This is a genomic window from Pseudoalteromonas sp. ASV78, assembly GCF_047806705.1.
In the GTDB taxonomy this organism is placed as follows: Bacteria; Pseudomonadota; Gammaproteobacteria; order Enterobacterales; family Alteromonadaceae; genus Pseudoalteromonas; species Pseudoalteromonas prydzensis_A.
This window is the reverse complement of sequence record NZ_JBLOPA010000001.1, coordinates 2347067-2359961: the sequence shown is the minus strand read 5'-3', so window position 1 is coordinate 2359961 and position 12895 is coordinate 2347067. Positions and strand designations below refer to the sequence as shown.

Genomic DNA, 12895 nt, shown 5'->3' with positions numbered 1-12895 from the left:
GGTAAAATGTCACAACATAAAGGGAAAATTATCACGGGGCTAATATTAGTCTTTATTTTATTTTATGCCGTATCTGTGTATTGGAGTATTGAGCCAAGCCGCGTAAATGTGATCACGCAAGCTAAACAGGATGCGCAGCAGCGTGGAGAAAAACTAGTAACAGGTTACACAACGACGACTGCTTTGATTAATGTTGCCAGCACATTATTGAATAAACCTGGCGGCTATTTATCAAATGATGTAATACCTCCGAGTATTTTTATGGATAACATGCCTGCTTGGGAATATGGCGCACTTGAGATGACGCGTGATTTAGCGCTATTAATGCGCAAAGATTTTAGCCGTTCACAGTCACAGTCAACTGAACACGAAGCCTTAAAAAAAGCTCAACCACAATTTAATATCAGCTCAGAAGCCTGGGCGTGGCCAAGTGCTGAAAGTGAGTATCAAAAAGGTATCGATTTTTTAATCGTTTATCGCACTCAAATAGCCGACCAAAACAGCCGTGACAGCCAGTTTTATGCGCGGGCAGATAACTTACGAGGCTGGTTAAAAGAAGCTGAAAAACGCCTTGGTAGCTTAAGTCAGCGTTTAAGTGCCAGTGTTGGTCAAGATCGGTTAAACACTGATTTAGCTGGTGATAAGGAAGCACACCAAGCCACTTATGCACCATTACAAAACCAGATAAAAACCTCTTGGTGGCAAATTGATGATGTGTTTTATGAGTCACGTGGCGCAACTTGGGCTTTATTACATTTTTTGCAAGCGGTAGAATATGACTTTGCAGATGTATTAGAGAAAAAGAATGCGCGAGTAAGCTTACAGCAAATTATACGTGAGCTTGAGGCAACCCAAGAAACCGTTTGGAGCCCAATGATTTTAAATGGTAATGGTTTTGGTTTTGTTGCGAACCATTCATTAGTAATGGCAAATTATATCTCAAGAGCCAATGCGGCTCTTATTGAACTTAGCGAACTTTTAGCGCAAGGATAAAACATGAAAAAGTACTGTTTAGCCGCCGCCCTTTCGATGGCATGTTTAGCTCCAGCGGCACACGCTGACACTTTATTAGGCTTATATGTTGGTGTTGATGGCTGGCAATCTGATAACTCAGGTAGTTTTGCTGACAACGGTAATATGCAAGATTTTAATTTTGAAGATGAAACATTTGTTAGCTACTATGCGGCGCTTGAGCATCCAATCCCATTAGTACCAAACATTAAACTAAAATACACAGAGCTTGAACTCAATGGCTCTACAACTTTAGATGGTACTTTTGAGTTTGGTGATACATCATTCACAACGGATACACCCGCTAGCACCATCACTGACTTATCACACATTGATTATATTCTTTACTATGAGATTTTTGATAATGATTTAGTGTCTATCGATTTAGGTGTCAATGCTAAGCAGTTTGATGGTGATATTATTGTAACAGGTACTTCAAACGGCCAAGCAACAACTGAGACAGTCGATTTTTCAGGTTTTGTGCCATTAGTTTATGGCCGTGCTGAAGTGGGTTTACCGTTAACAGGTTTCAGCGTCTTCTTTGAAGGCAGCTTATTGGCGATTGATGATAGCAAAGTGCAAGATTACCAAGCGGGTATTGCATGGGCTTTACTTGATAACTTAGCAATAGATTTAGATATCAAGGCGGGCTACCGTCAAATGACACTTGAACTTGACGATATTGATGATTTATACACTGATATCGATGCATCCGGTCCATTTGCAGGCGTACAAATTCACTTCTAATTTGTTTGCTTTTACGTGGCACAGCTATTTATTTGCGTGCCACGTTACTTCAAACTCTTCCTCAAGCGCACTACTTAATAATTGCTTATAGGCCTTATTTATGGGCGTGTTGATTAATTTTCGTAATTCATCACCTGTTTGCGTAAATTTATAATAACTCAGTACTAAATCGTTACTTTTTGGCTTAAGTGCGACCCGTTGGGTTAAAAATGTTAGGTTTATTTCTTGGCCAGCTTTAAGCGCCGCAGATTCAATTTCTTTACGGTAGATCAGGCCAATATCCATCAAGGTTAATACATCTGGAAAACTGAGCCCGGCTTTACCTAAATTGAACGACACTTTGTTGCCTTTGCGAAGCAAATCAAATAATGAGGGTTTTTTATAAAAGCCTAATAAAATTAAATGACTGTGATCTTTTTCATTATAACCACAGATTGCCGTACACTTTTGCAGAGCATCGGCTTCGCGCTGGGTCATTTGTTTTAGCGTTTGTAAGCTTTTAATTGAAAATGTGCCAGGGGATACGGTTTCTCCGGCTAAAATTTTTGCCCACAGTTTCTGCATTGACTCATTAGAGGTGTCTTCACACAGTGCGATAAACCGCTCAACCCAATCACTGTCTGGTTGGCCATTACTGGTTACGTCAGGACAAAAATCCATTGCCATGGCCATGATTGCTTCAATATTTTGCTGTTGTTTTACTAGTAGTAATTGTTGGCGATGTTGCGCTCTAGCGAGTGTTGAATTATCACTATTTACTTGATAGGGCAATTTGCTTTGTCCTTGTGGACCATAGCTATCGTCACTGGCAGCGGTAAGACGAGTTGAGTGGGTTTTACTCATAGAGTAACCGAGCTTAGTTTCAATAATATGAGCGAGGTTAATCTTGGCTTGGGCTGTTTGAATCGTCATCAACTTTCTCGCTCTGGGGTATTGTTTGTAGTTGTGCAGTTGTTTTTAAGTTATTAAGTCCAAGTGTTAGGGTGTTTTGTAAAATATATTGACTAAAAAGCGCTAAATAACCGCCAAGAATGGGAGTAGTAACCTCACCGTATAACGTACATGTCACTAAGTTGTCACTCGCTTGTGGTGAAAAAACAACCTCGCCGGCAACAATATGCTCTTCATTAAATAAAATATTAAAATCAATTTTAGCGTGGCTTATATTGGTAATGGTCATTTCACCAAACCCCCAGCTACTTTGCCAAAACTGGTGTGCACCAACGCCAGAGCCTGGCTCTCCAAGGGTGAAAACAATACTCGGATCTACTTTTTGCCACGGTGACCAGCTGGGCCATTTTGTAAAATCACTGAGCAAGGGAGTTATGTTTGTTTGCGGAGCATGTATTGTAATGCTTTTTTGAACTTGGTATTGCTGCGGCAATAGCAGCCCAATTACTAAAAGAATCAAAGTAATAAGAAAAATAAATTTAGTAACTCTGGGTAAAATCTTAATGGCTATTCCTTAGATGATAAATTCCACTGTTGCACAACGAGGCATTGAATATCGACTATAATCTGTCAATCAAGCTTCATTAATTATCAACATTAGTACTGTATCATAAGCTAAATAGTGATAACTTATTAGTCAAGAGTTGAATTGTCTTAATATTAAATGATGGCGCGTAATATTTGAATTTAAAGGATTTGGAATGACGTCAGAACACAATGATTTTTTGTTTTTCAATCATGAAGAAGAGCTTGATGCTGAAGTTGTGCCTGCGGGTTATTGGGACATTTTAATTGTTGATGACGATCCTGAAATTCACACAGTAACAGAACTCGCCTTATCAGGTGTTGAGTTTTGGGGTAAAACACTGCGCTTTCATCATGCTTATTCTGGCGTTGAGGCTGTTGAGGTATTAGCTAACACTAATAATGTGTCGGTATTACTGTTAGATGTGGTCATGGAATCTGATGATGCAGGCCTAAAAGTCGTTAAAGAAGTGCGCGATACGTTGCAAAACCATAATGTGCGTATCATTTTACGTACTGGCCAACCCGGTTACGCCCCTGAAGAAAAAGTTATTCGCGAATATGATATTAACGATTATAAAACTAAAACAGAGCTCACCCGCAGTAAGTTAGTAACCTCGTTAGTTACAGCTATTCGCTCATACGAGCAAGTTTGCCAACTTGAATACCAAAGCAAAGCGTTAAATAATATCTTATTAGCCTCAAAAGCTATTTTAGGTTTTACTGATATTAAAGCATTCACTATGGCAGTGATTAAGCAACTCTCGGTGATTTTAGATTGTGCACCCAGAGGTGTAGTGTGTGGCAGCTTAGGTGACAATAACCAAGTTCAAGTGTTAGGTGGATGCGCGGAGTTTAGTGCTTTTATCGGTCAAGGTGTTGAGCAGCTAGATGATGGACGAATTATTCTCCAAGTGCAAAATTGCTTTGCATTTGGCGAGCATCAACACACCGAGCACGACACTACGTTTTTATTGAAAAGTAAAAACCGCCAAGCCGCTATTTACTTAGAATATGTTAGTCAACCAAGTTTAACACAGCTGCAATTTGCTGAAATATTCTTAACCAATGTCAGTGTGGGATTAGATAATGTTAGGCTTTTTAATAAACTCAGAGATGCCGCCTATAAAGATGTGTTAACAGGTCTTGCCAATAGGACTGATTTTATTCAACAGGTTGAAAAGTATCATCGGTTAAATAGTAATGAGTATGTATTTATTCTAATTGATGTTGCACACTTTTCAGATATCAATAATGGCTTAGGTCAAGAAGTGGGTAACCACTTACTTATTGCAATTGTTGAACGACTCAAGCAAGAATACCCAAGTGCTAAATTGCTGTCACGGATTGGTGCGGATGTATTTGGTTTTTTAATCGAGCGCGCTGGCTTTGATTTAAACGAGTTAAATGAAAATTTAAGCCTGCCGTTTGCTGCAGCAGAGCATTTGCTACCAGTTAATTTTAAAATTGGTTTGTGTGAACAACAGGACTTTCAAGCCACTGGTATTGAAACACTTAAGCTTGCCTATATCGCACTGAATCACGCTAAAAAAGGTAATCAGGGTAATACGGTTTGCTACACTCCTGATATGGAAGAGCAAATGGCTTGGCGATTAGGCATTATTCGTCAGCTTCGCCAGGATTTTGAAAATAATAAATTGGAAGTATGGTATCAACCGCAGTTGGCGTTTAGTGATTTGTCGTTAAAAGGCTGCGAAGCATTACTGCGTTGGCCTTCGGGTAATGGTAATTATATTTCCCCCGCGATTTTTGTACCACTTGCTGAAGATGCCGGGCTAATTGTGGAGATTGGTCAATGGGTATTGGAGCAGGCTTGCCAGCAGCAAAAGCGTCTTGAAGCTCAAGGTGTTGAAATTTGTATTGCGGTGAATGTGTCGGTGCCGCAATTTAAAGTGAAAGGCTACGCACAACAAGTCAAAGATACTTTGCGAAAATATCAGGTGACCCCAAAAAATATTGAGTTAGAAGTCACCGAAAGTGTGGTGATGGATGAGCTTTCGATGGTTATTGAAACACTGCAAGATCTAAAAGAGTTTGGTATTGAAGTGGCGATAGATGATTTTGGTACTGGTTTTTCATCACTCAGTTATTTGCAAAAGTTACCGTTGGATAGGTTGAAGATAGATCGTGCATTTGTTAAAGACTTACCCGCAAAAGACAGCGGTGCAATTGCTAAGCTGGTTATAGCGCTTGGCGCGCAGCTCGGATTAAAAACCATTGCTGAAGGCGTTGAAACACAAGCGCAAGCCGATTTTCTTAAACAATTAGGTTGCGATGAAGTGCAAGGGTTTATGTACGCTAAACCAATGCCAGAAGTTGAGCTTATTCAGTATATTGAAAGTAAAAAATAATACGATTGTTGCAATCTGTTGGCTGCCTGCGTAAATAGCTAATATCGTTTGAAGATTAATTCGGGTATACTTTGCGACCTTTTTTAAAGCAATTGGTTACTTTTTTATGAGCGCACTTAAAGCCAAGCGAGCGTTATTCTCATACCCTAAATATTGGGCTGAGTGTTACGGCACCGCGCCATTTTTACCAACGACACGCGAAGAGATGGATGCCCTTGGCTGGGATAGCTGCGATATAATCATAATTAGTGGCGATGCGTATGTTGACCATCCTAGTTTTGGTATGGCAGTAATAGGCCGCGTACTTGAAGCACAAGGCTTTCGAGTCGGTATTATTGCACAGCCTGATTGGCAATCAAAAGATGCCTTTATGGCACTTGGCAAGCCCAATTTATTCTTTGGTGTTACCGCTGGTAACATGGACTCGATGATCAACCGTTATACGGCTGAAAAGCGTATGCGCCATGATGATGCCTACACCCCAGGTAATATCGGCGGTAAACGCCCAGATCGCGCGGTGATGATTTATTCACAAAAATGCCGCGAAGCCTATAAAGGCGTGCCAATTGTGATAGGTGGTATTGAAGCCAGCCTACGCCGAATTGCCCATTATGATTATTGGCAAGAAAAAGTTCGCCGCAGTATCTTATTTGATGCCAAAGCCGATATTCTTATCTACGGTAATGCTGAGCGTCCACTTGTTGAAGTCGCGCATCGTATTGCTGGTGGTGAGACGATGGATACCATTCAGGATATTCGCGGTACGGCGGTTATTCGTAAAGAGCCATTACCTGGCTGGCGTGGCAGTGATTCCACAGCAATCGATAAAATTGGCAAAATAGACCCAATTCCTAATCCGTACGGTGCCGATGACGTAGGTTGTGGCAAAAGCGAATTTAAAAAAGCGGGTATTGATTTACAAGCCGAAGCCGCTAAACCAATTACTATTCAACCAGCGCGTCCTAAACCGTGGGAAAAAACCTACGTTAAGCTGCCTGCGTTTGAACAAGTCAGTGTTAACAAGCCACTGTATGCCCATGCATCACGTATTTTACATCAAGAAACCAATCCTGGTTGTGCGCGTGCGTTATTCCAGCGTCACGGCGATCGCTCTATTTGGGTGAACCCACCTGCGTATCCGCTTGAAACTCATGAAATGGATGCGGTGTTTGGATTGCCTTATCAGCGTGTTCCGCATCCAAGTTATGGTACTGCAAAAATTCCCGCTTACGACATGATCAAAACCTCAGTTAATATTATGCGAGGTTGTTTTGGGGGCTGTAGTTTCTGTTCAATCACTGAGCATGAAGGGCGGATCATTCAAAGCCGTTCTCAAGAATCGATTATTGAAGAAATTGAACAAATTCGTGACAAAGTGCCAGGATTTACAGGGGTTATTTCAGACCTTGGTGGGCCAACAGCAAACATGTATAAACTGCGCTGTAAGAGCAAAAAAGCCGAAAGTACCTGCCGACGTTTATCGTGTGTGTATCCAGATATTTGTAAGCATATGGATACCGACCATACGCCAACAATCGAGTTATATAAAAAGGCCCGTGAAGTTAAAGGGGTGAAAAAAATCCTAATAGCTTCAGGCGTACGTTACGATTTAGCGGTACAAGATCCTCGTTACGTCAAAGAACTGGTAACCCATCATGTGGGTGGTTATTTAAAGATTGCGCCTGAGCATACCGAAGACGGGCCATTATCGAAAATGATGAAACCAGGCATGGGCGCATATGATCAGTTTAAAGAGCTTTTTGATAAATACTCAAAAGAAGCAGGGAAAAAGCAGTACCTGATCCCTTATTTTATTTCTGCGCATCCTGGCACTAAAGACGAAGACATGGTGAACATGGCGTTGTGGTTAAAGTCGAACGATTTTAAACTAGATCAAGTGCAAAATTTTTATCCGTCACCAATGGCTAATGCCACCACGATTTATCACACTGGGATGAACTCGCTGCGTAATATTAAAAATAATACCGAGCAAGTGCCGGTGCCAAAAGGCGCGCGTCAACGTCGTTTACATAAAGCGATATTGCGTTATCACGATCCTGCAGGTTGGCCGATGATCCGTGAAGCACTGCGCAGTATGGGTAAAGCAAAGTTGATTGGTAAAGGGCCTAACTGTTTAGTGCCAGAAGAAACCCGTGACGAAAAATCGCTTAAAGCAGGTAAGGGTGGGCGTCCAGCGCTTAGCCGCCACACCGGCTTTAGCCAGTTTAAAAAAGCCAATACCAAGCCTAAGGTTGGCGGTAATCGTCTGCAGTCTAGGTAACCTTTCACGTAGCATACTAAAACGCCCAGCATTTGCTGGGCGTTTTAGTTTATGGCCGCTTGTTTTGCAGCTTATTCTTCAGCTTATTCTTCAATAAACGCTTCACCTTCGGTCATCCATTTCGCGGCTGGCTTGCCTTTTAAGTAGTGATCAAAGTACTGCATCATCCGAATTGAAAAATCCACTTGGTTAGGGAATTTTTTCAAGTGATGCGGTTCACCTTCATACTGCAAGAATGTGGCATCTTTACCGGCACGGCGCAGCGCTAAATAATACTGCACACCTTCGTGCCATGGCACAGCGTCATCTTTATCACCAAACATAATTAAGATTGGTGTATTGACTTTATCGGCAAAAAATACCGGTGAGTTTTCGATGTAAAGCTCCGGCGCTTCAAATAAAGTTTTACCGATACGGCTTTGCCCTGTTTCATATTGGAACTGACGCGCTAGCCCTGATTTTAAACGAATACCGCTGTAAGCACTGGTCATGTTTGACACTGGCGCACCCGATACCACGGCTTTAAACATATCGGTCTGAGTGATCATAAAGGCACTTTGATAACCCGCCCATGAATGCCCTTGTAAGCCAATTTTATCAGGGTCGGCAATCCCTAAATCAATCAGCTTTTGGGTGGCGTTGATCATGGTTTGCGTTGATGATTTACCTGGATGACCGATTTCAAAACGAATATCAGGTAAGAAAATCGCATAGCCGTTTGAGGTAAACATTGGGAAGTTAGGGCGGTGATTTAATTCCATCGCAGGGAAATCAAACATGCGCTGGCTCATATAGCGGTAGAAATACACAACTACCGGCACTTTATCGCCTTTTTTATAGCCCGCAGGTTTAATTAACACGCCTTGTAAGTCTTCGCCATCAAAGCCTTTATAGCTAATAAGTTCAGGCTGTTGGCCCCAGGCAAAATCATTCACTTGTGGGTTTAAGTTAGTAACGCGTTGTGGCTTATTAAAGCTAAAGTCGCTTTGATAAAAATCAGGGAATTGCTGATACGTTTGCTCGGTAAATAAATATTTGTCGGCATGTTTGGCTTTTTTCACTACATCAAAGCGTTTTTTACCGCTTAATACTTTGCTGACAGAGTTATCTACAAGGTTAAGTTTTGCGATTTCAGTTTGCTTTTGCTGTAAGTTTGTCGCGCTAAGTAGCAAAATTTCATCTTGTTTAAAGCCAACTTGGTCTTTATCAAGTTTGATAACTCGATATTGCGTGTTGTTTTCTTTGCCTTGTGTCAGGCGTGTGGCTTTGAGGGTGTTAACGTCAAACGCCCAGATATCGTATTTACTATATACCAATACTTGGCTGCTATCGTTAAGCCAACCTGCAACACCATAACCTGGTTGAGCTGATGGGTAATCGTGTTGATCATCGGCGAACGTTGCTTGAATTGCTTTTGTTAGGGTGCTTACTTTATTGCTACCTAAATCTTTAAGTTGCACTTGGCTATTTTCAAAGTAAGTAGCGTATTGTCCACTGGGTGATAGGCTAGGTTTAAATGGGTAGTCACTGATAATTGCTTTGCGCTCACCATTTTGAACATTCACAGCATAATAGTCGGCAAAAAAGCCGCCGTACATTACGCGCTCTAAATAAGGTAAATCGGAGGAACCAAGTAATGCCGTGCGATTGGTATTCAGTGCCACGCTCGGCATATCAACCGTACTTAGTTGTGCGACTTGTTTGCCATTAAGGTGGTAAACCGCCTGATAATGACGATTTTTATTGTTCTCGTTCCATTGTTGTTCTTCGCGGGGTTTTATTTCAGCATCGTTGTTATGCCAAACATTAAGGCCCTTTTGTGCGCGTATCGTATCGTAGTCAAATAGCGAGGTTTGATCTGTGTATTTCTTTTCTGTAATTTTTGCTGCTAACTTAGGGTGATTTTCAAAGTACAGGCGCTCACCGTCTTCAGACCAGCGTAGTTTTGCCGTTTTACCGATAGTCCAATCTTTTTCAGGGGAAGCTATATCTGTGAGTTGTTCGTTTTGCCACAGTTTTAGCTGGTGATCGCGACGGCGCATATCGTCATTTACATAATTGCCGAGCGTGAATGCGGCAATATTCTTAGTTGGATGCCAGACTATTTTATTTGCTACAACGCCTGGCTCATCAATTAATACACTCGCAGCCAAGCTATTATTTAATGTAATTAACGCAACTTGGTTATCGTTACCGTCAGGGTAGCTTTGGCTGACAAGCAGCTCGCTGCCAGATGCATTAATAGCGTAACTAAACACGCTATTTATTGTATCAGTTGTTTTATCTTTTAAATTTACAACAATTAAGTCAAATGCTTTGTCTTTTTTGTCTGGTTTGATTTCACTGGCTTTATCTGCACTTTTAGCGTCATCGATGTCGTCACTATCAGCGTCTTTAGCCGTTTTTTTATCTAAACGATAAGCTAACCAGTTACCGTCATCAGCGAGTTGATAGTCTTTAACGTTCTCAAAAACCTGCTGTTCGCCAGTGATGGTATTAACCAAAACCAGATTGTTTTTTAAGTTGTCTTGCTTTTTTGTGGTTTCTTTTTCAAGCAAAGTAGGGACTTGGGTAAAGGCGACCCAGTTGGCTGCTTTATTGATTGTAGGTTGAGTGCCGCGCTCAATTTCGGCGAGTAATTTATTATTGTTTAAAGTATAAACTTGGCCTGTTGCATCGCCGCGATATGGGGTGGCACTAAAGCTGAGTATTTCACCGTTTTCAGATAATTGTGTTGTTTTAGCGGTTTTAAAACCGAATACATTGTTAAATTGTAGCGCATCTTTTGCGTGGGCGGCTGCGCTACTTAGGCTTGCAACGAGGGCAATGCTTAGTAGGGAAAGTTGGGCTTTCATTCTTGATTCTCTTGTTGTTTCATCATCCCCATCATAACGGGTTTGTTAAACAATTCGAGTAGAAACGATAAGCGGCCGAAAATCGCGGTTGAACGAATAAAAAACCTTGCGAGGAAATTCGCAAGGTTGCTTATTTTAGGAGCTAAAGCCAGATCTTCTGTAGCTCTAGCCATTGTTTTTCAAATTGCGCGCTAGGCTTAGCTTTAAAGTCACTGCGTACGAATTGATTCATTTTGCCTTCGATATAGGCAAGTAAAAAGTTGGCTATAGTTAGCTCATCACTTTGAAAGGTTTTGCCTTCGCGCAGTTTTCGTTCACGTAGTACTTGTTTTAGCTGAGTTTCAAGCTTTTCAAACAAACCTTGTACACGCTCACGTAACCGTTCTTGCTCACCTTGCAGTGCGTCACCCGTTAAAATGCGGGTGATACCGGGGTTTTTTTCAGCGAAGGCCAACAGTAACAATAAAATATTATAGACACGGCTTTGCGTCTCTTTTTCATTTTCAAGAATTAAGTTAATACGCGAAAGTAACGTGTCTTCAATAAACTCAATTAAGCCTTCAAACATCCGTGCTTTACTCGGAAAATGACGATATAGAGCTGCTTCAGATACACCTACTTCAGCAGCTAGTTTTGCTGTTGTGATACGTTGACCTGGGCTGGTTTCTAACATCTGTGCGAGTGCTTGTAGTATTTGCTCTTTGCGATTACTTCTTTTTGTCGCAGGCATGAACATTCCTTTCTTTTATAATAATTTACTTAGCTTTTGTGGTTGAATACCACTCACTTTTTGAACAAGCGATTAAGGCTATGTTAATGTTTTATTCAGCTTCTTGCCAGCCTTTTTACAACCGTTTCGCAAGCTCTGTCATTACACTCAGTGCTAATGCGCTTTTGGTATCGATAGTTAATTCTTTTTGCCCATTGTGCCAGAATAATGTTAAAGCATTATGATCTGAATTAAAGCCAAGGCCACTTTGTGATACGTCATTAGCACAGATCATATCTAAGTTTTTATTGGTCAATTTTCCTTTTGCATAACTTGCAACATTTTGCGTTTCAGCAGCAAAACCCACGGTATAAGGGCGGCCATCCGTTAAGTTGGCAACGGCAGCAATCACATCAGGATTTTTCACTAATGTAACAGTCAGTTCGTCTCCTTGTTTTTTCATTTTTTGCTCGGCAACCGCGGCAGCGCGGTAGTCAGCAACGGCGGCACAGCCAATAAATGCATCTGATTGAGGGGCAAAAATAAGCGCTTGTTCAAGTAATTGCTCTGCACTTTCTATTTTAATCAGGTTAGCACCAGCCGGTGCGGCGATTGTCACTGGGCCTGAAATTAAATTAACCTTAGCACCTAATAGTAAGGCTGCTTGTGTTAATGCATAGCCCATTTTTCCTGAGCTGTGATTCGATATAAAGCGCACTGGATCGAGCGCTTCACGGGTCGGGCCTGCGGTGATTGTAATGGTTTTACCTGCTAGTATTTGTGGCTGCGCAGGCTGTGTGCATAAACTAACAAGTTCATGGGGTTCAAGCATGCGTCCTGCACCTATATCACCACAGGCCTGCTCACCTTTGCCTGGCCCCCAAATTGCAATGCCGCGCTGTTCTAAAGTCATAAGATTCGCTTGCGTGGCCGGGTGGGCATACATTTGTTGATTCATCGCTGGCGCTACGGCTACTTTTGCGGGGGTTGCCAGCAATAAAGTGGTGAGTAAATCGTCGGCAATGCCAGCGGCCATTTTAGCAATGATATTACTGGTAGCTGGTGCAACTAAAATTAAATCAGCCCATTTTGCGAATTCAATATGGCCCATTGCGGCTTCAGCAGAGGGATCGAGCAAAGAGTCTGACACTATTTCACCACTGACTGCTTGCATGGTAAGTGGTGTGATAAAGTGTTTGGCTGATTCGGTCATGACGACTTTGACATCACAACCATGATCTTTTAAACGCCTAACTAGTTCGGCACATTTGTAAGCGGCAATACCACCGCTGATCCCCAGTACAATTTTTTTATTTGCTCGTGCTGTCGGTAAATTGGTCATTAACTTTGTCATACTCTGCTGAAACTCTTTGTCGATATGTGCTAACGATAGCAAATCTTTGTGCTATGGACGAAGGTTTAATAGGGAATTTTATTGCTAGTT

9 protein-coding genes are annotated in these 12895 nt (G+C 41.6%); 4 read left to right on the top strand and 5 right to left on the bottom strand.

Translation table 11 applies throughout. The features are described from left to right. The first annotated feature begins 6 nt into the window (after positions 1–6). Positions 7–993 (top strand): DUF2333 family protein, encoded by a 987-nt coding sequence (locus ACMVDV_RS10665; protein WP_416158103.1) that lies wholly within the window; start codon positions 7–9, stop codon positions 991–993. 3 nt (positions 994–996) lie between these two features. Then, a complete protein-coding gene (locus ACMVDV_RS10660; RefSeq protein ID WP_416158102.1) occupies positions 997–1758 on the top strand; it encodes a TIGR04219 family outer membrane beta-barrel protein in 762 nt (253 codons plus the stop codon). 24 nt (positions 1759–1782) lie between these two features. Here ACMVDV_RS10660 and ACMVDV_RS10655 read toward each other — a convergent pair whose 3' ends face one another. After that, positions 1783–2670: a TIGR03899 family protein gene (locus tag ACMVDV_RS10655; RefSeq protein WP_416158101.1), complete on the bottom strand. Its 888-nt coding sequence runs from the start codon at positions 2668–2670 to the stop codon at positions 1783–1785. Next, positions 2639–3142, bottom strand: a complete 504-nt coding sequence (locus ACMVDV_RS10650) for an SRPBCC family protein (RefSeq protein ID WP_416158100.1) — start codon at positions 3140–3142, stop codon at positions 2639–2641. The genes ACMVDV_RS10655 and ACMVDV_RS10650 overlap by 32 nt, the downstream gene beginning before the upstream one ends. A 268-nt stretch (positions 3143–3410) precedes the next feature. On the opposite strand from ACMVDV_RS10650, the gene ACMVDV_RS10645 reads away from it, so the two are divergent. Continuing rightward, positions 3411–5606: an EAL domain-containing protein gene (locus tag ACMVDV_RS10645; protein ID WP_304179462.1), complete on the top strand. Its 2196-nt coding sequence runs from the start codon at positions 3411–3413 to the stop codon at positions 5604–5606. A 106-nt stretch (positions 5607–5712) separates the two neighbouring features. Next, positions 5713–7887: a YgiQ family radical SAM protein gene (locus ACMVDV_RS10640; RefSeq protein WP_416158099.1), complete on the top strand. Its 2175-nt coding sequence runs from the start codon at positions 5713–5715 to the stop codon at positions 7885–7887. An 83-nt stretch (positions 7888–7970) separates the two neighbouring features. On the opposite strand, the gene ACMVDV_RS10635 is transcribed toward ACMVDV_RS10640, so the two are convergent. The 3 genes from ACMVDV_RS10635 to coaBC form a co-directional block, all read right to left on the bottom strand. Then, positions 7971–10742: a prolyl oligopeptidase family serine peptidase gene (locus ACMVDV_RS10635; protein WP_416158098.1), complete on the bottom strand. Its 2772-nt coding sequence runs from the start codon at positions 10740–10742 to the stop codon at positions 7971–7973. Positions 10743–10884: 142 nt separating this feature from the next. Then, positions 10885–11472, bottom strand: coding sequence for a nucleoid occlusion factor SlmA (slmA, locus tag ACMVDV_RS10630; RefSeq protein WP_192542381.1), 588 nt, complete (start codon positions 11470–11472; stop codon positions 10885–10887). Between the two features lie 115 nt (positions 11473–11587). Next, positions 11588–12805, bottom strand: a complete 1218-nt coding sequence (coaBC, locus tag ACMVDV_RS10625; protein ID WP_416158097.1) for a bifunctional phosphopantothenoylcysteine decarboxylase/phosphopantothenate--cysteine ligase CoaBC — start codon at positions 12803–12805, stop codon at positions 11588–11590. Between the last annotated feature and the right edge of the window lie 90 nt (positions 12806–12895).

Coding starts and splice junctions, on each gene's coding strand:
- ACMVDV_RS10635 (WP_416158098.1), bottom strand. CDS start 10,742: ATGAAAGCCCAACTTTCCCTACTAAGCATTGCCCTCGTTGCAAGCCTA.
- ACMVDV_RS10655 (WP_416158101.1), bottom strand. CDS start 2,670: ATGACGATTCAAACAGCCCAAGCCAAGATTAACCTCGCTCATATTATT.
- ACMVDV_RS10645 (WP_304179462.1), top strand. CDS start 3,411: ATGACGTCAGAACACAATGATTTTTTGTTTTTCAATCATGAAGAAGAG.
- coaBC (WP_416158097.1), bottom strand. CDS start 12,805: ATGACAAAGTTAATGACCAATTTACCGACAGCACGAGCAAATAAAAAA.
- ACMVDV_RS10660 (WP_416158102.1), top strand. CDS start 997: ATGAAAAAGTACTGTTTAGCCGCCGCCCTTTCGATGGCATGTTTAGCT.
- ACMVDV_RS10640 (WP_416158099.1), top strand. CDS start 5,713: ATGAGCGCACTTAAAGCCAAGCGAGCGTTATTCTCATACCCTAAATAT.
- slmA (WP_192542381.1), bottom strand. CDS start 11,472: ATGCCTGCGACAAAAAGAAGTAATCGCAAAGAGCAAATACTACAAGCA.
- ACMVDV_RS10665 (WP_416158103.1), top strand. CDS start 7: ATGTCACAACATAAAGGGAAAATTATCACGGGGCTAATATTAGTCTTT.